25 protein-coding genes are annotated in these 23,500 nt (G+C 70.7%); 18 read left to right on the forward strand and 7 right to left on the reverse strand.

The window, feature by feature from the left end:
• Nucleotides 1–48: 48 nt before the first annotated feature.
• Genes DEJ06_RS03360 through DEJ06_RS03390 form a run of 7 tightly spaced genes read left to right on the forward strand, consistent with a single transcriptional unit; the run spans nt 49 to nt 7,222 of the window.
• A complete protein-coding gene (locus DEJ06_RS03360; protein WP_111038423.1) occupies nt 49–1,290 on the forward strand; it encodes a Gfo/Idh/MocA family protein in 1,242 nt (413 codons plus the stop codon).
• Nucleotides 1,291–1,313: 23 nt separating this feature from the next.
• Nucleotides 1,314–2,639: a sugar ABC transporter substrate-binding protein gene (locus tag DEJ06_RS03365; protein WP_111038424.1), complete on the forward strand. Its 1,326-nt coding sequence runs from the start codon at nt 1,314–1,316 to the stop codon at nt 2,637–2,639.
• Nucleotides 2,640–2,648: 9 nt separating this feature from the next.
• Nucleotides 2,649–3,626 carry a carbohydrate ABC transporter permease gene (locus DEJ06_RS03370; RefSeq protein ID WP_111038425.1) on the forward strand — a complete coding sequence of 326 codons (978 nt, stop codon included), beginning with the start codon at nt 2,649–2,651 and terminating at the stop codon, nt 3,624–3,626.
• A complete protein-coding gene (locus DEJ06_RS03375; protein WP_181433258.1) occupies nt 3,623–4,483 on the forward strand; it encodes a carbohydrate ABC transporter permease in 861 nt (286 codons plus the stop codon). Before DEJ06_RS03370 ends, DEJ06_RS03375 begins: the two co-directional genes overlap by 4 nt.
• Complete coding sequence (locus tag DEJ06_RS03380; protein WP_111038426.1) at nt 4,480–5,253, forward strand: hypothetical protein; 774 nt, start codon at nt 4,480–4,482, stop codon at nt 5,251–5,253. Before DEJ06_RS03375 ends, DEJ06_RS03380 begins: the two co-directional genes overlap by 4 nt.
• A 34-nt stretch (nt 5,254–5,287) precedes the next feature.
• Entirely contained in the window at nt 5,288–5,482 is a 195-nt protein-coding gene (locus DEJ06_RS03385) for a hypothetical protein (protein WP_017887924.1), read from the forward strand.
• A 54-nt stretch (nt 5,483–5,536) separates the two neighbouring features.
• Complete coding sequence (locus DEJ06_RS03390) at nt 5,537–7,222, forward strand: bifunctional 3'-5' exonuclease/DNA polymerase (protein WP_111038427.1); 1,686 nt, start codon at nt 5,537–5,539, stop codon at nt 7,220–7,222.
• A 99-nt stretch (nt 7,223–7,321) separates the two neighbouring features.
• Here the strand turns inward: DEJ06_RS03390 and DEJ06_RS03395 are convergent, their stop codons facing one another.
• Nucleotides 7,322–7,678 (reverse strand): hypothetical protein, encoded by a 357-nt coding sequence (locus DEJ06_RS03395; protein WP_111038428.1) that lies wholly within the window; start codon nt 7,676–7,678, stop codon nt 7,322–7,324.
• Between the two features lie 351 nt (nt 7,679–8,029).
• Between DEJ06_RS03395 and DEJ06_RS03400 the strand changes: the two genes are divergently transcribed.
• The 9 genes from DEJ06_RS03400 to DEJ06_RS03440 all read left to right on the forward strand — a co-directional run bounded on the left by DEJ06_RS03400 (nt 8,030) and on the right by DEJ06_RS03440 (nt 16,809).
• Entirely contained in the window at nt 8,030–8,485 is a 456-nt protein-coding gene (locus tag DEJ06_RS03400) for an SdpA family antimicrobial peptide system protein (protein WP_258372585.1), read from the forward strand.
• On the forward strand, nt 8,482–9,489 hold the full coding sequence (locus DEJ06_RS03405; protein ID WP_181436706.1) for a sporulation-delaying protein SdpB family protein: 1,008 nt from the start codon (nt 8,482–8,484) through the stop codon (nt 9,487–9,489). The genes DEJ06_RS03400 and DEJ06_RS03405 overlap by 4 nt, the downstream gene beginning before the upstream one ends.
• Nucleotides 9,490–9,494: 5 nt before the next feature.
• The gene (locus DEJ06_RS03410; RefSeq protein ID WP_146245782.1) at nt 9,495–9,881 is read left to right on the forward strand and encodes a hypothetical protein; all 387 of its coding nucleotides are present in this window, start codon (nt 9,495–9,497) and stop codon (nt 9,879–9,881) included.
• Between the two features lie 46 nt (nt 9,882–9,927).
• Nucleotides 9,928–10,746 carry a phosphatase PAP2 family protein gene (locus tag DEJ06_RS03415; RefSeq protein ID WP_111038432.1) on the forward strand — a complete coding sequence of 273 codons (819 nt, stop codon included), beginning with the start codon at nt 9,928–9,930 and terminating at the stop codon, nt 10,744–10,746.
• 108 nt (nt 10,747–10,854) lie between these two features.
• Entirely contained in the window at nt 10,855–12,450 is a 1,596-nt protein-coding gene (locus DEJ06_RS03420; RefSeq protein ID WP_111038433.1) for a serine/threonine-protein kinase, read from the forward strand.
• 46 nt (nt 12,451–12,496) lie between these two features.
• Nucleotides 12,497–15,649 carry a GH92 family glycosyl hydrolase gene (locus DEJ06_RS03425; RefSeq protein WP_258372381.1) on the forward strand — a complete coding sequence of 1,051 codons (3,153 nt, stop codon included), beginning with the start codon at nt 12,497–12,499 and terminating at the stop codon, nt 15,647–15,649.
• 34 nt (nt 15,650–15,683) lie between these two features.
• Nucleotides 15,684–15,914, forward strand: a complete 231-nt coding sequence (locus DEJ06_RS03430) for a hypothetical protein (RefSeq protein ID WP_017887929.1) — start codon at nt 15,684–15,686, stop codon at nt 15,912–15,914.
• Nucleotides 15,915–15,978: 64 nt separating this feature from the next.
• Complete coding sequence (locus DEJ06_RS03435) at nt 15,979–16,191, forward strand: hypothetical protein (protein ID WP_139179591.1); 213 nt, start codon at nt 15,979–15,981, stop codon at nt 16,189–16,191.
• Between the two features lie 72 nt (nt 16,192–16,263).
• Nucleotides 16,264–16,809, forward strand: coding sequence for a hypothetical protein (locus DEJ06_RS03440; protein ID WP_027466807.1), 546 nt, complete (start codon nt 16,264–16,266; stop codon nt 16,807–16,809).
• An 81-nt stretch (nt 16,810–16,890) separates the two neighbouring features.
• Here the strand turns inward: DEJ06_RS03440 and DEJ06_RS03445 are convergent, their stop codons facing one another.
• Genes DEJ06_RS03445 through DEJ06_RS03460 form a run of 4 tightly spaced genes read right to left on the reverse strand, consistent with a single transcriptional unit; the run spans nt 16,891 to nt 19,889 of the window.
• Nucleotides 16,891–17,436 carry a GNAT family N-acetyltransferase gene (locus DEJ06_RS03445; protein WP_111038436.1) on the reverse strand — a complete coding sequence of 182 codons (546 nt, stop codon included), beginning with the start codon at nt 17,434–17,436 and terminating at the stop codon, nt 16,891–16,893.
• Nucleotides 17,437–17,473: 37 nt separating this feature from the next.
• Nucleotides 17,474–18,412, reverse strand: coding sequence for an aldo/keto reductase family oxidoreductase (locus tag DEJ06_RS03450; RefSeq protein WP_111038437.1), 939 nt, complete (start codon nt 18,410–18,412; stop codon nt 17,474–17,476).
• A 51-nt stretch (nt 18,413–18,463) separates the two neighbouring features.
• Nucleotides 18,464–19,084, reverse strand: coding sequence for a hypothetical protein (locus DEJ06_RS03455; protein WP_111038438.1), 621 nt, complete (start codon nt 19,082–19,084; stop codon nt 18,464–18,466).
• A gap of 49 nt (nt 19,085–19,133) precedes the next feature.
• Nucleotides 19,134–19,889 (reverse strand): SDR family NAD(P)-dependent oxidoreductase, encoded by a 756-nt coding sequence (locus DEJ06_RS03460; protein WP_111038439.1) that lies wholly within the window; start codon nt 19,887–19,889, stop codon nt 19,134–19,136.
• A gap of 34 nt (nt 19,890–19,923) precedes the next feature.
• Here DEJ06_RS03460 and DEJ06_RS03465 point away from each other — a divergent pair, with 34 nt between their 5' ends.
• A complete protein-coding gene (locus DEJ06_RS03465; protein WP_111038440.1) occupies nt 19,924–20,736 on the forward strand; it encodes a putative RNA methyltransferase in 813 nt (270 codons plus the stop codon).
• A 9-nt stretch (nt 20,737–20,745) separates the two neighbouring features.
• Here DEJ06_RS03465 and DEJ06_RS03470 read toward each other — a convergent pair whose 3' ends face one another.
• A complete protein-coding gene (locus tag DEJ06_RS03470) occupies nt 20,746–21,174 on the reverse strand; it encodes a VOC family protein (RefSeq protein ID WP_111038441.1) in 429 nt (142 codons plus the stop codon).
• 62 nt (nt 21,175–21,236) lie between these two features.
• Here DEJ06_RS03470 and DEJ06_RS03475 point away from each other — a divergent pair, with 62 nt between their 5' ends.
• Nucleotides 21,237–22,193 (forward strand): YafY family protein, encoded by a 957-nt coding sequence (locus DEJ06_RS03475; protein WP_111038442.1) that lies wholly within the window; start codon nt 21,237–21,239, stop codon nt 22,191–22,193.
• Here the strand turns inward: DEJ06_RS03475 and DEJ06_RS03480 are convergent, their stop codons facing one another.
• The gene (locus tag DEJ06_RS03480; protein WP_258372382.1) at nt 22,194–23,264 is read right to left on the reverse strand and encodes an Abi family protein; all 1,071 of its coding nucleotides are present in this window, start codon (nt 23,262–23,264) and stop codon (nt 22,194–22,196) included.
• Nucleotides 23,265–23,500 lie beyond the last annotated feature (236 nt).

The following is a 23,500-nucleotide window of genomic DNA, read 5'->3' on the forward strand; positions in this document are numbered from 1 at the left end:
TTCATGATCGATTCGGCATCATGGGCGTCACATTCACGCAAGGGAGCGATGAGCATGGGCGCTGACAACGCAGGACTCCGCGTCGCGGTGATCGGGATGGGCCAGCGGTCCGCCATCGCCCGCCACGTGGCCGAGGCAACGGCGGACGACCCGTCGCTGCAGGCCCGGGTCGTGGCCGTCGCGGACGTGATCGCGGCCGGCCGGGACCGCGGGCACGACGAGTACCCGGACGCCCTGGTGGTCGAACACCACCGTGACCTCACCGGTCACGTCGACGCGGCCATCGTCACCACGCCGGACTGGACCCACGCCGAGATCGCGATCGACCTGCTCCGCGCGGGCATCGCCGTCTACCTCGAGAAGCCGCTGGCCATCACGGTCGAGGACGCCGACGCCGTCCTGAACACCGCGGCGGAGACCGGGACGCCGCTGTACGTCGGGCACAACTTCCGGCACGCCGCCGTCGTCCGCCTGATGCGCGAGATCGTCGACCGCGGCGAGATCGGTCAGGTCAAGGCCGTCTGGTGCCGGCACTTCGTCGGCAACGGTGGCGACTACTACTTCAAGGACTGGCACGCCGACCGCAGCAAGGTGAACTCCCTGCTCCTGCAGAAGGCGAGCCACGACCTCGACGTCATCCACGCGCTCGGCGGGGGTGACACCGCCCGGGTTGTCGGGATGGGCTCGCTGTCGGTCTACGGCGACGTCACCGACCGGCGCGACCGCAGCGGCGAGCTCATGGGGGACTGGTTCTCCCACGACAACTGGCCGCCGCTCGCCCAGACCGGGCTGAACCCCGTCGTCGACGTCGAGGACGTCTCGATGGTGATGATGACGCTCGACAACGGGGTGCAGGCCAGCTACGAGCAGTGCCACTTCACCCCGGACTACTGGCGGAACTACACCGTCATCGGCACCGAGGGACGCCTCGAGAACATCGGCGACACCGGTGGTGGCGTCGTGAAGGTCTGGACGCACCGCCGGGGCTGGGACACCGCGGGGGACCGCGAGTACCCGATCGACGGCGTCGAGGACGGGCACGCCGACGCCGACCTGCTCACCATGACCGAGTTCCTGCGGTCCGTCGCGTTCGGCGAACCGTCGGAGCTGTCCCCGATCGCGGCCCGTGCCGCGGTCGCCGCGGGCGCGCTGGCCACGCGCTCGCTCCGCAACGGGTCCGTCCCCATCGACGTCCCGCCCCTGCCGGCCGAGACCATCGCGCACTTCACGTCGAACGCCCCGCACTCCACCCCCTCCACCCCGCATCCCGCCCAGACCGTCGGTTCCTGACGGCCGTGCGAAAGGACACCCCGATGACCGCACACATCCCCACCCGAGGAACCGGCGTGCGCCGCGTCCTCCTCGGTGCCGTCGCCGCACTCGGCGCGGCAGCGCTCCTGGCCGGCTGCTCCTCGTCGTCCGGAGCGTCCGGCTCCGGCGGCGACTACGAGGCCGCGCCGAAGGACACCAAGGCGTCCCTGACCTACGCCGTCTGGGACGAGAACCAGGTCAAGGCCATCAAGGCCAACCTGAAGGGCTTCAACGAGGAGTACCCGGACATCAAGGTGAGCGTCGACGTCACGCCGTTCGCCAACTACTGGACGAAGCTGCAGACCCAGGGTTCGAGCAACACCCTGCCCGACCTGTTCTGGATGAACGGCCCGAACTTCCAGCTGTACGCGGCCAACGGCAAGCTCGCGCCGATCACCGGCGAGGTCGAGTCGGGTGACATCGACGCGTCGAAGTACTCGAGCGCACTCAACGACCTGTACACGTACGACGACACCCAGTACGGCGTGCCGAAGGACTTCGACACCATCGGCGTCTGGGTCAACAAGTCGCTGTTCGAGCAGGCCGGCATGGACCTGCCGTCCAAGGACTGGACGTGGGACGACTTCCAGCAGACCGGCGCCGAGCTGTCCGAGAAGCTGAAGGCGAAGGGCGCCTACGGGGCAGCCGGCGGCATGGACGGCCAGACGACGTACTACAACACGATCCTGCAGGCCGGGGGATCGGTCGTGAACGCGGACGGCACCGAGTCCGAGTACGCCACGAAGGCCTCCGAGGACGGCCTGCAGTTCTGGACCGACCTGATCGACTCGGGGGCATCGCCCTCGATCAAGCAGCTCACCGACACCACGGCCGACCAGTGGTTCACCTCGGGCAAGCTCGCGATGTACCAGGGCGGCAGCTGGTTCCGCTCCGCGCTGACCGGCACCGAGATGGAGAAGGACATCGTCGCCTACCCGCTGCCGAAGGGCAAGGAGCAGGCGACCGTCATCCACGGTGTCTCGAACGTCGTGTCCGAGGCGAGCAAGGACAAGGCCGCCGCCCAGGCGCTGCAGGTCTACCTCGCTGGCGAGACGGCCCAGCAGCAGCAGGGCGACATGGGCGCGGTCATCCCGGCGTACGAGGGCACGCAGAGCGCCTTCACGAAGACGATGCCCGACGCCGACCTGCAGGTGTTCCTCGACGCGGTGGACTACGCGAAGCCGCTGCCGGTGTCGAAGAACACCGCCGCCTGGAACACCCTCGAGACCACCCTGCTGCCGAGCGCCTTCGACGGGTCGAAGCCCGTCGACCAGGTGGCAGAGGACCTCGCACAGAAGATGGACGCCGCCCTCGCCAAGGAAAAGTAGGACCCGCGCGTGACGATCAACACCGAGCGGCCCCCGGCCGCAGCCACCCCCGCCCGGACGACACGTTCGTCCGGGCGGGGCGCCCCCGCTCAGCGAGCCGACGGCGGCCGAGCGCCACGACGGACCGACGGCTGGTGGCCGTGGCTCTTCGTGCTCCCGTTGCTCGTCGGCGTCGGCACCTTCTACATCTGGCCGATCATCCAGACGTTCTGGTACTCGTTCACCAGCTGGGGCGTCTTCGGGGGCGCCACGTTCACCGGCGTCGCCAACTACGTCCGGCTCGTCGGTGACCCGCAGCTGTACCAGTCGCTGCTCAACACGGTGATCTACACCGTGATCGTCCTCGCCGGGATCCCGATCGCGGTGTGGCTCGCCAGCCTGCTGAACACCCCGGGGCTGCGGTTCGCGCAGTTCTACCGGGTGCTCTTCTTCCTGCCGTACGTCGCCATGCCCGCGGCGATCGCCCTGGTCTGGCGGATCATGTACAACGGCGACTACGGCATCGTGAACTGGTTCCTCGGGAACTTCGGCATCGACGGCCCGTACTGGATCTCGACCCCCGGCTTCGCGCTGATCGCGGTGAGCCTGGTCGGCCTCTGGTCGTCCCTCGGGTTCTCGATGATCATCCTCGGCGCCGGGCTCAAGGACATCCCGCCGGAGCTCTACGAGGCCGCGGAGCTCGACGGCGCGAGCCGGTGGCGGCAGTTCCGCTCGGTGACCGTGCCGTTGCTCAGCCCGAGCATCTTCTTCGTGGTGATCGTCACGACGATCTCGAGCTTCCAGCTGTTCGACCTGCTGTACGCGATCCTCGGCAGCACCAACCCGGTGATCCCGAAGACGATGTCGCTCGTCTTCTACTTCTACAGCGCCGGGTTCATCGACAACGACAAGGGCTTCGCGGCCGCGATCGCGATGGTGATCTTCCTGCTCATCGGCATCGTCACGCTCGTGCAGTTCCGCGTCCAACGGAAGTGGGTGCAGGGATGACCGCCACCGTCACACCGCCTCGGACCGCACGCCGGCCCGGCCGTCGCGGCGGCAGCCACTGGTGGATCCACGTCGTACTCGGCATCGGCGGGTTCGCGATGGCGTTCCCGTTCCTGTGGCAGATCATCATGTCGCTCTCCACGAACGCGCAGGTGCAGTCCGTCACGCCGGTCTTCTGGCCGGGGGAGCTGCAGTGGCAGAACTACGCGCAGGTCTTCGAACGCCTGCCGTTCCTCAGCCAGCTCGGCACGTCGGTGTACGTCACGATCATCCGCACGATCGCGCAGATCGTCCTCTGCACGCTCGCCGGGTACGCCTTCGCCCGGATGCGGTTCCGCGGCCGGGCGGCACTGCTCGCGATCGTGCTGTCGATCCTGCTCGTGCCCTCGCAGGTCTACCTGATCTCGCAGTACCAGATCGTGCAGGGGCTCGGCTGGCTCGACACCCTGATGGGGATCGTCGCACCCGGGCTGTTCAGCGCCTTCGGCACGTTCCTGATGCGGACCGCGTTCCTGAACATGCCGCCCGAGCTCGAAGAGGCAGCGCGGATGGACGGCGCGAACCCCTTCCAGACGTTCTGGCGGATCATGCTGCCCCTGGCCCGTCCCTCGATCAGCGTGCTCGCGATCACGACCGTGCTGTGGTCGTGGAACGAGCTGCTCTGGCCGCTCGTGGTCTCCACCCGCGCCGAGGACATGCCGCTCGCCGCCGGCCTCGCGACGCTGTCGAGTGACCGCACGATCGACTACCCGGTGCTGATGGCCGCCAGCCTGATGGCGATGGCGCCGGTGCTCATCATGTTCGTCGTGCTGCAGCGTCGGGTGATGGACGGGCTCGCGTCGTCCGGTCTGAAGTGACCACCGCGACCCCCGGCCTGGAGGCCCGCCCCGCGTCCGTCGCGGTCCTCGCCGCCGCCGTGGGGTCACCGGACGACTCCGCGACGGTGGCGGCCGCACTGGCCGCCACCGTCGCCGACGCCGGGCCCGCGGAGCGGGACGAGCTGCTGGTCGCGGCGCTCCGCGCCGCGGTGCCGGACAGCGCCGACGCGCTCGCGGAGCGGGGCCTCCCGCGCGCGCTCGCCGAGGCCTCCGTCGCCGACGTCGACCGCAAGCTCGCACGCTACGGACTGCACGGCACCGGGGTGGAGTGGCTCGTCGCCGTGGTGACCGGGCGCGTGGTGGCCGTGGGGCGCCTCCAGTTCGAACTCGGCGACCACCTGGCGGACGGCACGCTGGCCTGGGGCGTGCACGTGCCGGAGACCGGGCCGCTCGACCCGGTGGCCTGCGACCGCTCGTTCGCCCGCGCACCCGAGGTCCTGCGCGGCCTCGCACCGCAGCTCGCTGCCGACCGGTGGCAGTGCCGCTCCTGGATGCTCGACCCGGGGCTGCCCGCCGCGCTCGGTCCCGATGCCAACCTCGTGCGCTTCGCCCGGCGCTTCCGTCTCGTCCCGCCGGGGGAGCACGACGCGACCGAGGGGGACGCCAGCGTCGCGAAGTTCGTCTTCGGGGTGCCGCTGGCGACCGCGCGGTCCGCGGCGCCGTCCGGTCGGTTGCGCGCGGCCGTGCTCGACCGGTGGGCGAGCGGTGGGCACTGGGCCGAGCGGACCGGCACGGCACCGGTCGCGTGACCGCCCGCAGCCGCGGCCGCGTACCGTGCACGGCATGACGAAGCCCGACCACGACCACCTCGACGACGGCGTCGACATGACGTTCGAGGAACGCCGACAGGACACGTTCCGCCGCATGTCCGGATCCGACGAGCACGACGCCGATCCGCGGGTCGAGGTCTCCCGTGCCGAGGACGGCGACGTCCGCATCGACGTCGCCGACACCGCGGCGGTCCGACCCGGCGAGTGACACCCGTTCCGGCCCTGGTCCGCCGGGGTCGGTGGGGCACGGCATGATCGTGTCGTGCACCTCGTCCTCCGCCGCGTCGACGGCGGCGTCCTCGCGACGCCCCTGACCGACGCGGGGACCGCCGGGGGCGAGCCGATCCGCCTGGACGAGCCGGGCCTCCCGGCCTTCGTCGCGGCCCACGATGCACCGGGCGTGCGATGGGTGTGGGACGACACCGCCCGCTGGTACCCGGCCGTGCTCGCTGCGGGCGGTCGGGTCGGACGCTGCGTCGACCTGCGCCTCGGTCGTCGTGTCTTGCGGGCCGCGCTCGCGGCACGGGGATCCGCGCTCGCGGCCGCGCCGGCCGACGCCCTGGACGCCCCGGTCGCGGAAGCCCGCGTGGTCCGGCCGACGCAGGCCCAGCTCTTCGACGACGCCCTGTTCACCGCCGCTGCGCCCGACGACGAGGTCGACCCGGTGGCGGAGTTCCGGGCGCAGCTCGCCGCGGTGACGGGGTCGAGCGCTCCCGGTGCCCTCCGCCTGCTGCTCACCGCGGAGTCGGCCGGCGCGCTCGTGGCGGCCGAGATGCTGCACGCCGGGCTGCCGTGGCGTGCCGACGTGCACGAGCGGCTGCTCGAGGACGCCCTCGGGCCGCGCGTGCCCTACGGGGTGCGGCCGCGACGCCTCGAGGAGATCGCCGCCGTCGTGCGCGAGCGCCTCGACGACCCCGGTCTCAACCCGGACTCACCCGCCGACGTCCTGAAGTCGCTGCGCCGGGCCGGCCTGATGGTCACGAGCACGCGGAAGTGGGAGCTGCAGGAGATCGAGCACCCCGTCATCGAGCCGCTGCTCGAGTACAAGCGCCTGGCGCGACTGCTCACCGCCAACGGCTGGACCTGGCTCGACGACTGGATCCGCGACGGACGGTTCCACCCGAAGTACGTCGTCGGCGGTGTCGTCACCGGTCGTTGGGCGGCCGACGGCGGGGGCGCGATGCAGTTGCCGAAGGGCATCCGCGGGGCCGTCATCGCCGATCCCGGGTGGAAGCTCGTCGTCGCGGACGCCGCGCAGCTGGAGCCCCGGGTGCTCGCCGCGATGTCCGGCGACCGGGCGATGGCCGCGGCCGGTGACGGGCGCGACCTGTACGACGGCGTGGTGGCCTCGGGTGCGGTCGAGACCCGGCAGCAGGCCAAGGTGGCGATGCTCGGTGCGATGTACGGGGCGACCCAGGGCGAGGGCGGTCGGCTCGTGCCACGCCTGGTCCGGGCGTTCCCGCAGGCGCTCGACATGGTGGAACGGGCGGCCCGTGCGGGGGAGCGCGGCGAACCCGTGACGACGTTGCTCGGGCGGACGTCACCGGTGCCCGAGGACTCGTGGTTCGAGGCCCGGAACCAGGCCTACACGGTCGAGGGGACCCCGGCGATGCAGCGCGCGGTCGAGTCCCGCGCCCGGAGCTGGGGGCGGTTCACCCGGAACTTCGTGGTGCAGGGGACGGCGGCCGAGTGGGCGCTCGCGTGGATGGGGTCCCTGCGCTCGCGGCTGATCGCGCGCTTCCCCGGAGCCGTGACGGACGGGCCGCACCTGGTGTTCTTCGTGCACGACGAGATCGTGGTGCACGCCCCGGCGGAGCACGCGGAGTGGGTGGCGCAGCAGATCCGGGAGGCCGCCGTCGATGCCGGACGGCTGCTGTTCCAGGACTTCCCGGTGACGTTCCCGCTGTCGGTCGGGGTGGTGGGGGCGTACTCGGAGGCGAAGGACTGAGGCGGCAGCCAAGGGTTGGACTGACTGCGCCTGACGTTGTGCCGGTGAAACATGTATGCCAGTGTTTCAATGAACGACGAAAGGAATGCATTGAAGCACTCACTTACCGCCCTTGCTGCACCGGTCCTCCTTGTGGCGGGTCTCCTCGGCACGAACCCTTCGAACGAGGCACACGCGTCTACGGCGGGTGGTCCTTCCGACGCAGCAATCGTCGAAGCCCTCGCCTAGGGTGCGGGAGACCTCGCCCACCAGCTGGGCACGGAGGTCGGAGTCGACGTTCTCGTGTCTGATGGCTTCGACGTCGGCGAATACCGAGAGAAGGCTCACGCGGCCAGTACCGAGGTGCTGGCCGCCGAACAGGACCGCCTTGAGCCTGTTCTGCAGGATGTCCGGAGCGGCGACGTCTACCGTGTCCAGTCCGCGTCTGCTGAGCTCGGTGAGATCGTCGTAGACCACACCCGCCAGCGGATGGACGCTGAGGGTGTCGTCCCTGCAGACCTTCCGTCCGCGGAAGGAAGCGGCCGATGTGGTGCGGCCGTGGTGTGCGTTGCATACGCGGCTGTCGGGGTGCACAACGCAGCGGTGGCAACCGCTGCCGTTGCGGTCGTGGTGACCGCGGCACTGTGGTGCGGTGCCTGGACGTGGTGCGGCAAAGCGGCGACGGGTGCGGAGAGCGTGGCAGCACGAGAGCGCCTCGCCGCACAGATCGTCTCGACCATCCGGTAGTCGTCGATGACGAGCTCACGAATCCACGCGCTCGCCCTTTGTGGGACCGTCGTCTGCATCACCGTGACCGGTGTCGCAGCGATGTCCTTGCCGGCGGCCGACCATCTCGGGCCAGGCGCAAAGCGTGCAGCGAATGTGACACGGGAACTCCTACCCGAGGGATGGTCCTTCTTCACGAAGTCACCTCGAGATTCGTTCGTGATCGCCTACGACGAAACCGGTGAGGAGATGGGCACGGGAACGAACATGCAGCTCAAGTGGGCGTTCGGCTTGAACCGTGCGTCGCGGTTGGGCGGGATCGACGTGGACCGAGTCATGCAGCAGCTGGACCGTGCGGCGTGGCGAGGCTGCAAAGCGGGCACGAGCGTCTCTGAGTGCGTCAACGGGCTAAAGAGACAGCAAGTGCGGATCAGCAACGACGTGCACTCGCTGTGCGGTGAGATCACACTCGTGCGGAAGAAACCCACTCCTTGGGCGTTCCGCGGGGCTGATCCGCGCGTTGAGGAAGTCGCAGCCGTGAAAGTGCGATGCACGTGAGCCTCGCAGCGTTGGCGCGCGGCGCGCGCACCGAGGCCAAAGCCTTCACCGAGAACATTCGGCCACTCCTCGCCGCCGCCGTTCGTTGCATCGACGAGGTTTCGACGTACAACTCGTCATTGGCCCTCGCGCGAACTTTCCTTGCGCTGTCCACCCTCTTGACCGTGCTGATGACGCCGGCTGGCGTGCTCTTCCTGAAGGGTCCGGCCGATCCCGTCGGGGTCGTGTGCGAAGCGTTCACCTCGCGCTGGTCACTGTTCTGCATGGCTGGTGGGGCTACGCCGACCAGCATCATCATTGTGCTCGCGGTCACGCTCGCGGTGATCAGCGGCTACCTTCCGGCTGTCACCGCAATCCCTCACTGGTGGGTGGCGTGGAGCCTGAACATCGGTTCCCCGATCCGAGACGGTGGGGACCAGGTCGCAGCAGTACTGACCCTGCTCTTGGTTCCGCTGCTACTCCTCGACCGTCGTCGCAACCACTGGTCGGTGGACAGGCGCTGGAGTTCGCGATCGTGGGTTGTGCGCGGAGCAGCCTGGGCCGTGCTCGTGGTCGTCTGGGTCCAGACGTCGGTGCTGTACGCCAACGCGGCGATCGCCAAGTTCGCGGTGGCCGAGTGGGCCAATGGAACAGCGCTTTGGTACTGGATCCAAGAGCCTAGCTTTCGGCCTCCCGCCGCGTTCCTCTGGCTTGCGGAAGGCGTTCAAGGCTCCCTTGCCGGTGCCCTCATCGTGAACTACGGCGTTCTGGCGGTCGAACTGCTGGCCGCAGGACTCGTGCTGGTACGACCAGCGAATCGCAGGATTGCACTCCCGCTCATGCTTGCCTTCCACCTCTCCATCGCCGTGATGTTCGGGCTCTGGTCGTTCTTCCTCTCCATGGCAGCTCTTCTGGTGCTCTACCTCCGAGTACCCCGAAACGATCGGACGGATCGATGCGTGTCCTCTCCTGGCAACGGTTCGACATCGGGTTGCGGCTCATCCTCTGCAGCGGCCCTGTGCTGATCTGCGTGTTCTCCCTGGCCGAGTTCCCGGAAGTGAGCGGCTGGTGGATGCTGGGCATCGGGACCGCGTCGATCGTGCTGATGCTCAGCACCCCGGCAGTCGGCATCATCGCGACCCGTAACGCCCTCTGGCTCGTTGCGGCGCCGTTCTGGGGCGTCCGGGTCAAGATCGGCGACATCGCCTCGGTGACCAGCGTGGACGTGCGACCGATGGAGGACTTCGGCGGGTGGGGCATCAAGGGCAGGAGCCGCCGCGATGGTCTGCTCCTGGCAGCGGACGGCCAGCGCGCCGTACGCATCGCTCGACTGAACGGACAGGTCTTCCTCGCCACCTCGGATGATGCCGACGGTGTGGCCAGCGCGATCGGTCGTGTGGTCGCTCGGCGCTCGTAGCCAGGCGGCCGGGACGGCTCCCGGCGGCTTCGGGCAGTGTGGACGGATGCAGACCGAACGCGGGGACGCCGCCGACCGCACCGTCGGCGAAGTCGACCTGACCCGTTGGCGCTCCCGTGCCGGTCGCAGTGTCGCCGGTGCGTGGACCGCGCTCGGCAAGCGCTTCGGCGCCATGCCCGTCCTGCTGCTGACCCTCGCCATCGGCCTGGGCGTCGCCGTCCTCGCCACGTGGATCGCCTCCGAGGTCTACGACGCCGTGCGGGAAGCCGACGACGTCGCGGTGCTCGACCGACCCGTCCTCGACTGGGCGCTCACACTCCGATCACCCACGGCGGACACGCTCGTCACCTGGTGGACCGACATCGCGGGCACGATCGGGATGCCGATCGTCGCGCTCGGGTTCCTGGTCGGCTTCACGATCCAGCGCCGTGCGTGGACGCCACTGGTGCTCCTGGTCGCCGCGAGCGGTGGGTCGTTGCTCATGACGATCGCGGGCAAGGACCTGATCGGTCGCGCCCGTCCGCCGCTGTCCGACGCGGTGCCGCCGTACGAGACGTCGCCGTCGTTCCCGTCGGGGCACACGCTCAACTCCACGGTGATCGTGGGCACCATCGTGTACCTCCTGCTCCTGCGGCAGTCGCGCGTCGTCACCCGGGTGTGGACGATCGTCGTGGGCACCCTGTTCGTGCTGTCGGTCGGGGCGTCGCGGGTGTTCCTCGGGCACCACTGGCTGACCGACGTGCTGGCGGCGTGGGCGCTCGGACTCGCCTGGCTCGCCCTCGTGATCACGGCGCACCGGTTGTACCTGACGGCGCTCCACCACGGTGCTGAGCCCGCGCCGGACGTCGACCGCATCACTTCGTGAGCAGAAGACGTCGGGTCGCTCGCCCGCACCCGACATCTTCTGCTCACGAAGTCGTCAGGCGCCCCGAACGGCAGAGCGCCGTCAGCCGCGACCGGTAGGTTGCCGGGCATGGAAGAACGGGTCTTCGGCGGCAGGTACCGCGTCACGGGCACGCTCGGACACGGTGGCATGGCGTCCGTGTACCGGGCGGTCGACGAGCAACTCGGTCGCGAGGTCGCGGTCAAGGTGTTCCGCATCGGCCCCGTCGACCGCGGTGAGCGCGCCCGCGCCGAGGCGGAGATCCAGACGCTCGCGACGCTGCGCGCGCCCGAGCTCGTCACGCTCTACGACGCCGCTCTCGACGACGTCGACGGTGACTCGTACCTCGTCATGGAACTCGTGCCGGGCAGTGACCTGGCGACCCGTCTGCGCGAGGGCCCGCTCGACCCCGCGACCGCTGCCCGCCTGGGTGCGCAGGTCGCCGACGGCCTGGCCGCCGTGCACGCGCAGGGGATCGTCCACCGTGACGTGAAGCCCGCGAACGTCCTGCTCGAGAGCGACGGCCGGCACGTCAAGCTCGCCGACTTCGGGATCGCCCTGCTCCGTGACGCCTCACGCGTGACGGGGACGGGGACCGTGATGGGGACGGCCGCGTACCTGGCCCCGGAGCAGGTCCTGGCGAAGGAGATCACCGGCAAGGCCGACGTCTACTCGCTCGGGCTCGTGCTGCTCGAGTGCATGACCGGCCGCCAGCCGTTCCCGGGCAGCGCGGTCGAGTCGGCCACGGCCCGGCTGACCCGTTCACCCGAGATCGACCGGCAGCTGCCCACGGCCTGGCGCACCCTGCTGCACGTGATGACCGCGCAGGACCCGGCGGAGCGACCGACGGCAGCCGAGGCCGCCGAGCGCCTGCGTGCGCTGGGCCGCGACGAGCCGACGAACGCCACGCAGCTGCTGCCCGGCACGCCCGGTGCGGTGACGTCCGCGGCCGCCGGTGCGGCTGGTGCCGCGGTCGGCGCCGGTGCCGCCGCTGCGGCGAACGCCGACGACCGGACGCAGGCGATGCCGGCGAGCGAACTGCCGAACGGCGGCGCGGGTCCGGGGGACGACGCCACCCGCGTCCTCGACACCCAGCGTCCGAACGCCGCCGACGACGTCTCGACGACCGTCCTCGGCGCCCAGGCGAACGGCCGCGGCGCATCGGGCCCGAGCGGGCCGACCCCGCCGCCGGTCACGCCCCGCCCGGTCCGGGACCGGCCGGACGACCTGCCGGAGAAGAAGAAGCGCGGACCGCTCATCGCCGCGATCATCGTGATCGTCCTGGTGCTCATCGGCATCGGGGTCGCGGTGTTCGCCCTGAACGGCGACGACGACGGCACCCCGGCCCCGACGGACACCACGTCGACCGCGCCGACCGAGCAGCAGCCGTCCGAGGACCCGGGCGAGGAAGAGCAGCCGAGCGAACCCGCCGAGCAGCAGCCCTCGCAGGAGCAGCAGCAGCCGTCGCAGCCCGCCGAGGAACCGAGCGAGCAGCCGAGCGAACCGACCCAGCCGGAGCAGCCCACGCAGGACCCGCCCGTCGGCCCGGAGCCGAGCACCCCGGCCTCGAACCCGGTGCAGGAGCCGCAGGACGGCACGGGCGCGGCCGACACCGGTGCGGTCGACACCACGTCGGACACCGCTCCCGGCAAGTCCGGCAGTGCCCCGGGACAGAACAAGGACTGACACGCCGGGGTTTTCGTCCAGTCCCTGGAGCAAATAGGCTCGCCCCGTGCGAGAACTGCAACGGAGCGGTGGTCCGACGACGGCCGTGGCCGCTCGGAACGGTGTCGGGTTCGGTTCCGCGGAGGGCTGGCTCGTCGAACGACCAGCTGGCGGGTCGGTGGCCGAGGCGATCGTCCCCGGCTTCAGCGGACGCACCATCGCCGCCGGCGACGAGCTCGCCTGGGTCTGGTTCCCCGAGCGGACCCTGCCCGACGGGGCGTCGGAACCGACCGAAGCAGACCTGCCGCACTTCTGGGACGCCACGGCCTTCGCCCTCGACGTCGTCTTCACCGACGGCTCGCGGCTGCGTGACGACGCCGTGGTCCGCGACCAGTACGGCGACGCGGTCACCCCGGACGCGCAGGACGCGGCCCGCAAGCAGTGGGTGGACCAGTGGAACCGTCGCGCGGTCGACCTCACGCCGTTCGCGGGGCTGGTCGTCGACCGCCTGGAGGCCCGGTTCGGCTCCGAAGCACCGGCTGCGGCCTCCGACGGCGAGCGTCCCGCACTGCGCGGCTGGCTCGACGCCGTCCGGATCGGTCCCGCGCGTCCGACCCCGACGACGCCGCTCGGCCACGTCCGGACGACTCGTGGCACCCAGGCGTCCTCCCGGTTCTCCCGCGGCAACAACGCCCCGCTCGTCGGCGTCCCGCACGGCGGGGTGTTCGGCCTGCCGATGACGGACGCCTCGAGCAACCGCTGGCCGTACGCGTACCAGGAGCACGACCGGCTCGACGACCAGGGGCGACTCCGCCCGGCGATCCAGGCCTTCGCGACGAGTCACATCCCGTCGCCGTGGATGGGCGACCGCGGGGTGTTCCAGGTGATGCCCTCGCCACTCGACACTCCCGATGTCGACCGGTCCGCCCGCGCGCTCGGGTTCGACCACGAGGACGAGCAGGACGGCCCGCACCGCTACCGGGTCGCCCTCGAGCACGGTGTGACGGCCGAGCTGACCGCGGGGGAGTTCGCCCTCGGGTTCCGGTTCACCGGCACCCGCAGCGTCGTGCTCGACCACCACGGCCGGGTGTCCGACGTCTCCGTGACGATCACCGACGGCACCGCCGTGGTCGAGGCCGTCCTCGACGACCGCCCCGGCACGCCGCCGCACCACGTGCACCTGCGGGTCGCGGGGATCACCGCCGACCACACGACGATCGGTGAGCACGAGCTGCGCGGCTGGCTGTCCGTGGGGGAGGCCAGCGGCACGGCCGGCCCGGTCGACGTCCTGCTCGGCATCTCGACCGTCTCGATCGAGGACGCCCGCGCGAACCTCGACGCCGCCGGCTCGTTCGACGCCATGTGCTCCCGTGCCGAGGCGCTGTGGACCGAGAAGCTCGCGACGCTGTCCTTCGACGGCGCGAGCCCCGACCAGCTGACGAGTCTGTACTCCGGCCTGTACCGGCTGTTCCTCTACCCGAACCGCGCCGGGGAGACCGCCCTGACCGGCACCCCGCGGCACCGCTCCCCGTACGGCGACGTGCTGGCGGACCCGATCCGCGACGAGCCCGGGCCGGAGATCGTCGAGGGTCCGTTCACCACCACGAACGGCTTCTGGGACACCTACCGCACGGCCTGGCCGCTCCTCGGACTCCTGACCCCCGAGACCGCTGGCGAGCTCGCGCAGGGCTTCGTCGAGCACCACCACGACGGCGGGTGGACGCCCCGCTGGAGTGCCCCCGGCGCCGAGGACTGCATGACCGGCACCACGAGCGACACCGTCTTCGCCGACCTCGCGGTGAAGGGCGTGCGTGGCTTCGACCTGGCCGAGGCGTACCGGAGCGCGGTGCGGAACGCGACCGTCCCGCCGCGTGACGAGCGCGTCGGACGCAAGGGGAGCCTCCCGGGCGCCTTCCGCGGCCACGTCGACACGGCGACCCACGAGGGGATGTCGTGGACCCTGGACGCGGCCATCAACGACTGGGGTCTGGCCGTCATGGCGGGCCTGCTCGCGTCACGGGCGCGGACGCCCGCCGACCTGTCCCGTTACGAGGCCGAGGCCGAGTGGTTCGCCCGTCGGTCCCTGCAGTACCGGCACGTCTTCGACTCCGAGCGCGGGTTCTTCATCGGCCGCGACCCGGACGGCTCGTGGCGGGTCGGCACCGAGTTCGACCCGCGCGACTGGGGCGACGACTACACGGAGACGAACGCGTGGGGCACCGCGTTCACGGCGCCGCACGACGGCGCTGGCGTCGTCGACCTGCACGGCGGGCCGGAGCGGTTCGACGCGGCCCTCGACGCGTTCTTCGCGACCCCCGAGACCGGCGCCCTGGCGCGGTCCGGCTCGTACGGGTTCCCGATCCACGAGATGACCGAGGCCCGCGACGTCCGGATGGGCATGCTCGGGCTGTCGAACCAGCCGGCGCACCACATCCCCTTCTTCCCGATGTTCACCGGGCGCCACGACGACGCGCACCGCATCGTCCGCGAGTCGCTCGAGCGGCTGTTCGTCGGGTCCGACCTCGGCCAGGGATACTCCGGCGACGAGGACAACGGTGAGATGAGCGCCTGGTACGTCTTTGCGACCATCGGCCTGTACCCGCTGGCCCCGTCGACCGGTACCTACGTGCTCGTGCCGCCGTCGGTCCGCAGGACGGTGCTGCGACAGCCTGGAGGAACGGAGACGGTCATCGAGATCGCCGCCGGCTCCGCAGGCCGGTACGTCGCGTCGGTGACGGTCGACGGCGCGCCCTGGACCTCGGTCACCATTCCGCACAGCGTGGTCGTGGCCGCGTCGCGGATCGAGTTCACCCTGTCCGACGAACCGCAGGGATGGGCGTCGGACACCCGTCCCGTCTCGGCCTCCGACGTGCACGGGTACCGGGACGCCCCGGTGGACGTCCTGCCCGTCGGAGCCTCGGCGCTCACCGACGACACCGGCCGCACCGTCACGTCGCTGGCCGCGGGGGAGTCCGTGTCCTTCGACGTGTCGTGCCCCGCCGCCTCGTTGTACACGGTGACGGTGGCATCGCCGGGGTCCTACTCGTGGCAGGTCGGCCTCGACGAAGCCGTCACGGCGGTCGACGGCGCCGAGTTCTCGTGGGCCGGCCAGACCCGGGTGTTCCGCATCCTCGGCGGCGGTTCGTCGTTCACGTTCACCGCCGGCACCGACCTGACGCTGACGCAGCTCGAGCTCATCGCGGCCGACGGACAGCGTTGACCCGGCGTTCACCGAGCGGGAGCATGCTCGCCCCATGTCGATGAGCGCACCGTTCGATCCCGAACAGCAGGGCCGGTCCATCCCCGTGGACGGCAGTGACGAGTCCGAGCTCGAGATGGAGGAGGACCGCGGCGCCGACGTCGGCGACGACTCCGCTGACCCGAGCGTCTCGCCCGTCAGTCACCACGACGAGGACGAGGCTGGCGGCGGCCCGGTGTTCCGGCGTCCGCACGCCGGTGAGCGGCTCCACCCGGACGACCTCTGACCGTTCCGGGGGTCCTCCGGGGTTTCTTGGGCGATTGCCAAGCGGCTCGGGCATGCTCGTGCGCATGTCGATCGCGAACTCGTGGGACCCGTCCGGTGGCCGTGCAATCCCGGAGGACCAGGTCCGTCAGGACGGGCTCGAACTCGACGAGGACCCGGCGATGCTCGGGATCTCGTTCGACGTCGTGGGTGGTGCCTCCGCCGATCCCGCCGGGGTGTCCCCGGTCGACGTGAACGTGCCGACGCCGAGGTCTGCTGGTTCCGCCTCCGACGACTAGCGCGCGCCCGGCTGCAGCGGCCGCGCGGTCCCATCCGACCGGTAGTATTCCGGAATGGTACCGACGGCGTACGTGGACGAATCCGAGCCCGGAGACGAACGTGACCCCGGCGCGTACATCCTCGGGGCGGTCACAGTTGCCGACAGCGATGCTGAGCGGTTCCGGGACTCGCTCTGCGCCATCAAGCCACGATCGGCGCGGAAGCTGCACTGGTCCGAGAGCGACGCCCGGCACCGCACCGGGATCGTCGGGATGCTGTGCGACCATCCGTTTGCAGCCATCGGGGTCGTGAGCGTGACCGACCCATCCGTCCGGAGCGAGCGTCGTCGCCGTCTCGCTCTTGAGCACTTGATCTTGGAACTCCGCGCGGGCGGTGTCGATCGAGTCGTCCTCGAATCTCGCGGGCCCTCGGACCGGAACGATCGTGCGCACCTCGACGCCTTGCGATCACGCAAGTTGGTGCACGGGTTGGCGTTCGAGCACCTGCCGGGTGGCCGCGAGCCACTTCTCTGGGCGGCGGACGCGGTGTGCGGCGTGGTCGCGCTGGCTCGGCGAGGGGAAACGGCCTACCTCGAGCAGCTGGGCCATGTGCTGAGCGTCCACGAACACCGTCGGTGAACGCGCGAATCCCCGGGCCCCGCTATACCGCAGGAGCTCCCGGGGATCACTTCCGCACCCACCTCGATGGGGCGACTGGTCTCAGTGTGACATATCAGGCGGGATGGCGGAAGGGTCGGGGACCCGGTACTTGAACCCGACGTGCGACCCGGTGAAGCCGAGGCGCTCGTAGAACCGGTGCGCATCGGTCCGTGCAGCGTCCGAGGTGAGCTGCACGAGCGGGGTCCCGAGGGCCGGCGCCGCGACGTCGGTCACCCAGCGCATCAGCGCACTCCCGATGCCGCCGGAGCGCAGCGCACTGCTGACCCGCACCGCCTCGACGAGCAGCCGGGTGGCACCACGACGAGCCATGCCGGGGATCCGGGTGAGTTGCAGCGTCCCGACGAGCCGCCCGTCGGCGTCCTCGGCGACGAGCAGCGCGTTCGCCGGGTCGTCCACGATCGACCGGAGTGCCTCGGCGTACTGCGGGCGGTCCTCCGGCGCGGCGACGTCACCCCGTGCGGCGCTGATCGGGTCGTCGGACAACAGCGCCATGAGCGCATCGAGGTCCTCGTCCACCGCGTCCCGCAGCGTCAGTTCGCCGGAGCGTGTGGTCAGACGAACGGGCAGGGCGAGGTCGTGGAGCACGACCCCACCCTGCCCGACCCGACCGAGCCGTTCCTGCTCAGGGAACGGTGTGTCCGGCCGCGGTGAAGATCCGGTACCACTCCTCGCGCGACAGCTCGACGTCCGAGCCGGCTGCCGAGTCCCGCACGCGCTGCGGGTTGGTGGTGCCGAGGACGACCTGGAAGTGCGCGGGGTGGCGGGTGATCCACGAGACCGCGATGCCGGTCGGGGTGACACCGTGCGCGGCGGCGACCTCCTCGAGCACGTCGTTCAGCTCGGCGTACTGCTCACGGTCGCCCAGGAAGACGCCGTCGAAGAAGCCCTTCTGGAACGGCGACCAGGCCTGCAGCGTGATGTCGTTGATGCGCGAGTAGTTGAGGATGTCGTTGTCGCGGTCGACCGACTGCTCGAGGCCACCCATGTTCGCCGTCAGGCCCTGCGAGATGACGTTGGCGTGGGTGATGCTCAGCTGCACCTGGTTGAACGCGAGCGGCTGGCGGACGTGCTTCTTGAGCAGGTCGACCTGGCCGGGGGTGTGGTTCGAGACGCCGAAGTGGTGCACCTTGCCGGCGGCGTGCAGCTCGTCGAAGGCCTTCGCGACCTCTTCCGGCTCGACCAGGGCGTCGGGGCGGTGCAGCAGCAGGACGTCGACGTACTCGGTCTGCAGTGCCTCGAGCGACTCGTGCACGGACTCGAGGATGTGCTCGTACGAGAAGTCGAAGTACGCGCCCTTCGGCGTCGGCCGGATGCCGACCTTGGTCTGCAGCACGATCTCGGCGCGTTCCGCGGGCGACAGCGTGACCGCCGCGCCGAACCGCTGCTCGCAGCCGTGCCATTCGCCGTAGACCGCGGCGTGGTCGAACATGTTCACGCCCGCATCGCGCGAGGCGCTGTAGAGCGAACGGATGTCCTCGTCGCTCATGTCGTTGATCCGCATCAGTCCGACGACGACGTCGGAGGCGGTGAGGTCTGTCTGTGGCAACTCCAGTGTCTTCACGCCGTCGATCCTGCCAGCCGGTCCCCGGTGCAGGCAGGCCCTGCCAGTACCTCAGGCGCGTTCGGGCAGCAGGACGGCGAGCACCTCGGAGCCGTCCGCCCACGTCCCGGTCAGCGTCTCGCCCTCGGGCAGGGCCGTACCGACGACCCGAGCGACGACGATCGTGCCGTGGTCGGTCGCGATCGACGTCAGGGCGTTCGCAGTGGTCGCTCGCACCGAGGTGACACTGGGGGAGTCGGGTGCGGAGCCGCTCCCGCTGGCCCAGGCGTCCTTCGGCCGCTGTCCGGCACCGTTGGCCAACTCGAGCTCCGCTTCGTGTCCGCCGGTGACGATCGCCCGGCGCAGGACATCAGCGTGGACGGGATCGCCCACGGCGTCGTAGACCCACCGTCGCCCGAGCACGGAGTGGTCCATCTCGGTGACCAGGAACGCGTCGGCGCCGGGCAGTGGTGCGTCCCGGTAGGTCAGTGGCGCCTGCAGGACCCGGCCGTCGTCGGTGCGGACGAGGAGCACCTCGATGCCGACCTCGCCAGCGGGGTCGTCGAACCGGAACTGCCCGACGACCTGGAGCGGCGCTCCCGCGACGACGCCGCTCCACGCCTGGTCGGGGAGCCAGGCGGCGAGCGCCTCGGCCTTGGAGGGGCGGAGCGTTGCCTGCTCGATGACTGCCATGTCCTGACCGTACTGCCGCGCAGCACACTGCCGTCGGCGCACCTCGGGGTCAGTGGACGGAGAACCCGCCGTCCACCGCAATGGACTGGCCGGTGACGTAGGCCGACCCGGGCCCGGCGAGGAACACCGCCGCCGCGGCGAAGTCCGACGCCAGCCCGTTCCGGCCGACCAGCGTCCGTGCGGCGAGGGCCGCCACCGTCGCCGGGTCGGAACCCAGCCGCTCGTTGAGCGGGGTGCGCACGAAACCGGGGACGAGGACGTTGGAGGTGATCCCCTGCGCGGACCAGGCCTCTGCCTGGGACCGGGCCAGCGCCTCCAGGCCGGCCTTGGAGACCCCGTACGCGCCGCTGGCGGCGAAGGGGCGGTGGGCCTGCTGCGAACTGATCGACACGATCCGCCCGTACCCACGGGCCGCCATGCTGGGTGCGAGCCCCTGCCCGAGCACGAACGGCGCGTCGAGGTTGACGGCCATCGTGGCGTCCCAGGTGGCCTCGTCGAGTTCGGGTATCGGCGGCCGCAGGTTGATCCCGGCGGAGTTCACCAGCACGTCGACGTCCCCGGCGGCGTCCGCGAGTGCATGTGCGCCAGCGCGGGAGGAGAGGTCCGCGACGATGCCGTCAGCCGAGCGGCCCGCCTGGCGGATGCCGGCGACGGTGGCGTCGATGGTCGCGGACGTCCGGGCGGCGACGAGGACGTGGGCACCCGCGTCGGCGAGTGCGGTGGCGATCGCCCGGCCGATGCCGGAGCTGCCTCCCGTCACGAGTGCGGTGCGGCCGTCGAGGCCGAAGAGCTGCTGCAGCGACATCCGGTCAGGCTACCGAGGCCCGTACGCTGGGCCGGTGCGTGACGATCTGCTGCCGATGCTCGCCTGCCCCGTGTGCGCCGAGCCCCTCGGCCGCGTCGACGGTGGCCAGGTCGGCTGCCCGAACGGTCACCGGTTCGACGAGGCGAAGCAGAGCCACCTGACGCTCCTGCCCGCGAAGCGGCGCGCACTCACCGCGGACACCCCGGAGATGGTGGACGCGCGGCTGCGGTTCCTGGGGCGCGGCCACTACGCGCCCGTCGAGCGGGCGCTCGCCGCGATCGTCGCGGACGCCACCGCGCCCGGCATCGTGCTCGACGTCGGTTCGGGCCCAGGGACCTACCTGGCGCATGCGCTGCGCGCGGCGGACGGGAGGCTCGGGGTCGCGTTGGACTTGTCGGCCGTCGCGATCCGGCGTGCGGCACGCGCCCACGAGCGCGCGGGGGCCGTCGTCGGGGACGTGACCGAGCGCCTCCCGGTCGTCGACGGCGCTGCCGCCGTCCTGCTCGACGTCTTCGCACCCCGCAACCAGACCGAGTACGCCCGCGTCCTGCACACCGACGGCGTGCTCGCGGTGGTGACCCCGCGGGCCGGCCACCTGGCGGAACTCGCCGAGGCGACGATCAGCGTGGACCCGGAGAAGGAGCGCCGGCTGCACGACTCCCTGACGCCGTCGTTCGCGCTGCGGTCCTCCGAGGACCTGACCTGGACCATGGAGCTGTCGACGGAGGACGTCCACGACGTCGTGCACATGGGGCCGAGCCACCACCACGTCGCGGCGGACACGGAGTTCGAGCCGGCGACGGTGACGGCCGCGGTCACCGTGTCGACGTGGACGCCGACGCGCTGACCGCGGCCCTCAGGACGGATCAGTCACCAGCGGGGCGACGTCGAGCTGCCAGACCACGCCGAAGCGGTCGCGCAGCTGCCCGGCCAACGGTGCCCAGGCCGAGGGTTCCAGGGGCTGCCGGACCTCGGCGCCGTCGGACAGTACGGCCCAGTACCGCTGGATCTCGGCCGTGTCGTCGCCGTGCACGAACACGTAGAAGGCGTTCGATCCCTGGTCGTAGGGCTGCCCGGGCCAGACGTCGAAGGCCTTGACACGGAAGCCGGCGGCCGTGGAGACCTGCCCGAAGACGATCCGGTCCGCCCAGGCCTGGTCGTCCAGGGCGCCCATCTGGCCGTAGGTGGCGGCGGTGACCTCGCCGCCGAAGACCGATGCGTAGAAGTCGAGCGCCGCGCGGGCGTCGCCGTCGAAGTTGAGGTGGGTTGTCGTCTCGATGCTCATGGGACGAGGATGTCGGGCAATGCGGTCAGATCATGTCCGCTTCTCGGACGAAGATGGACGCCATGGCCGGACCCTCCGCACGGATGCTCGCGCTGCTCTCCCTGCTCCAGGTGCACCGCGACTGGCCGGGCGACGAGCTCGCCGGTCGGCTCGAGGTCAGTCCGCGCACCGTCCGCCGCGACGTCGATCGGCTCCGCGGGCTCGGGTACCGGGTGGAGGCACTCCGCGGCCCGGCCGGCGGCTACCGGCTCGAGGCCGGCTCCGACCTGCCCCCGCTGCTCTTCGACGACGACCAGGCGGTGGCGATCGCCCTGGCGCTCGCCGTGGCGCCGGCATCGGGGGCGGACGTCGCCGAGTCGGCGGCCCGCGCCCTGGCGACCGTCCGGCAGGTGATGCCCGCGCGGCTGCGGTCCCGGGTCGACGCGGTGCAGGCCGTGACCGCGACCAGCCGGACCACCACCGACCCGGAGGTCCTGGTGGCGGTGAGCGAGGCCGTCCACCTGCAGGAGGTCTTCCGCTTCGGGTACGGCGAGGACGAGACTCCGTACCGGGTGGAACCGCACGCCGTCGTCGCCCGGAACGGCCGCTGGTACCTGCTCGACTGGGATGCCGATCGCGACGACTGGCGCACGCACCGCATCGACCGGATCACGCCCCGGATGCGCACGCGCGTCCCCTTCACGCCACGTCCGATCCCCGGTGGCGATGCGGCCGCGTTCGTGTCCGCGCGGTTCAAGGGGTCGGCGGTCGACGACGTGTGGCCGTGCACCGGCTCGGTGACCACGACGGCGGGCGATGCGCGGCGGATCGCGCCGTACCTGCCCGAGGACGCCGTGGTCGAGCAGCTCGAGGACGACCGGGCCCGCGTCACCCTCGGATCGTGGTCGTGGGACGGGCTCGCGGGAGTGGTGTCAGGACTTGCGGTCGACTTCGTCGTCGCGAGTCCGGACGAGCTCGTCGAGGCCGTGGCAGGCCTCGCTGACCGGTTGCGCGCGGCCGGCACGCGTGGCCCAGCGTGATCAGTGGCGACCTCTCCAGATCGCGTGGTCCAGCCAACCGGCGCCGACACCCATCGACGAGAGATCGAGGTGTTCGTTGCTCGGGAAGGCCCCGAGGAGAGCGGCCACGCGCTCGGCCCAGTCGTGGTCGGACGGGATCGACCTGAGCAGGTAGGCCATAACCGCCAAGGTGTTGTAGACACCGAACTGCTTCGGCGCATCGGTTCCCGAGAGATGTGCGAGGAGCGGTACCGCACCGGAACTCGGGCGTTTCGGGACCACGACCAACTTCCGGTTGAACAGACGCGCATGGTGTGCTGCGACGTTCCGGACGTAGTTGACCGAGGCGAGCCAGCTCAGCATCGTCTTCTTGGTCGGGACGCCGAACTCTCCGGCGATCCGGGTGGCGACGTCGTTCCGGAGACCGCCGTACAGCCGAGCGAGGTGTCCCAGCTCGAGGATTTCGGTGAGTGCCCAGATGGGCATCCGGTCGTCGTACTTGGCGCGGAAGTGGGCAACGAACGACTCATCCGAGGAATCCTGCCGTTCGCGGACGCGCTGCAGCCAAGCAGTGTGCGGGCTGGAGCCATCGGACGCATCGGCCCGGTGTGCGGTGAAGGCATCGGTGAAGAGTGATCCGTCTTCGTGAGCGAAGGGGGCGTGCTCTCCGAGGACGTGGCCGACCTGGGTCCGAACGGCCACCTCGATCCGCTCGACACCTTCGATCACCAGGAGCCGGAGACTCCGATCGAAGGCAATGAGTGCTTCTGCTGCGGCGAGTTCCGTCCCTGCTCGGTACCGGTCCTGGACCTCGATGTGCCGACGGCCGCCGTCGTCGATCTCGAACGAGGATTCACGGAAGGGGTAGAGGTACCCGGTGAGGCGGTAGTAGCCGACTTCGCGCAGCACCGAGCTCGCGACACCCCGATCACCGATGCAGACTCCCTTGGAAGCCAGCTTCTCGATCTGCTCACCGATCGAGAGCCACGGCTTCACGTACTCCATGCGCCCCCCCGAGACAAGAAAATCGGCCCGAGCCGTGAGGCGAGCGGGCCGATCGTGATACCGAAACCCTACCAGGATCCGCGTCACGGGATCGAGCGCTCTCCACAGGCGTTAGGAGCGTGCATGCGTCCGCCAGGGCGGCGTCAGGGATCCGTTAGGAGCGGCCTGGAGGCGCGGCGCAGGACGCAGCATCGGTTCGGCACCACTCGTGGTGCCGGTCCGCGTCACCCGGCGCGGACACCGCAGATCTTCTGGAGTCCCTCGTGTTCGACGTGTTCGTCGTCGCCGGTGTCCTCGCCGTGTTCGGCGTGGTGGCACTGATC

It is taken from the genome of Curtobacterium sp. MCLR17_051, from assembly GCF_003234395.1.
Classification (GTDB): Bacteria; Actinomycetota; Actinomycetes; order Actinomycetales; family Microbacteriaceae; genus Curtobacterium; species Curtobacterium flaccumfaciens.

Excerpts from the sequence above, each read along its gene's own strand:
- DEJ06_RS03375 (WP_181433258.1), top strand. The coding sequence starts at position 3,623 with ATGACCGCCACCGTCACACCGCCTCGGACCGCACGCCGGCCCGGCCGT.
- DEJ06_RS03430 (WP_017887929.1), top strand. The coding sequence starts at position 15,684 with ATGTCGATGAGCGCACCGTTCGATCCCGAACAGCAGGGCCGGTCCATC.
- DEJ06_RS03365 (WP_111038424.1), top strand. The coding sequence starts at position 1,314 with ATGACCGCACACATCCCCACCCGAGGAACCGGCGTGCGCCGCGTCCTC.
- DEJ06_RS03460 (WP_111038439.1), bottom strand. The coding sequence starts at position 19,889 with ATGTCGCTGCAGCAGCTCTTCGGCCTCGACGGCCGCACCGCACTCGTG.
- DEJ06_RS03385 (WP_017887924.1), top strand. The coding sequence starts at position 5,288 with ATGACGAAGCCCGACCACGACCACCTCGACGACGGCGTCGACATGACG.
- DEJ06_RS03455 (WP_111038438.1), bottom strand. The coding sequence starts at position 19,084 with ATGGCAGTCATCGAGCAGGCAACGCTCCGCCCCTCCAAGGCCGAGGCG.
- DEJ06_RS03435 (WP_139179591.1), top strand. The coding sequence starts at position 15,979 with ATGTCGATCGCGAACTCGTGGGACCCGTCCGGTGGCCGTGCAATCCCG.
- DEJ06_RS03475 (WP_111038442.1), top strand. The coding sequence starts at position 21,237 with ATGGCCGGACCCTCCGCACGGATGCTCGCGCTGCTCTCCCTGCTCCAG.
- DEJ06_RS03360 (WP_111038423.1), top strand. The coding sequence starts at position 49 with ATGAGCATGGGCGCTGACAACGCAGGACTCCGCGTCGCGGTGATCGGG.
- DEJ06_RS03420 (WP_111038433.1), top strand. The coding sequence starts at position 10,855 with ATGGAAGAACGGGTCTTCGGCGGCAGGTACCGCGTCACGGGCACGCTC.
- DEJ06_RS03400 (WP_258372585.1), top strand. The coding sequence starts at position 8,030 with ATGTCCTTGCCGGCGGCCGACCATCTCGGGCCAGGCGCAAAGCGTGCA.
- DEJ06_RS03415 (WP_111038432.1), top strand. The coding sequence starts at position 9,928 with ATGCAGACCGAACGCGGGGACGCCGCCGACCGCACCGTCGGCGAAGTC.
- DEJ06_RS03470 (WP_111038441.1), bottom strand. The coding sequence starts at position 21,174 with ATGAGCATCGAGACGACAACCCACCTCAACTTCGACGGCGACGCCCGC.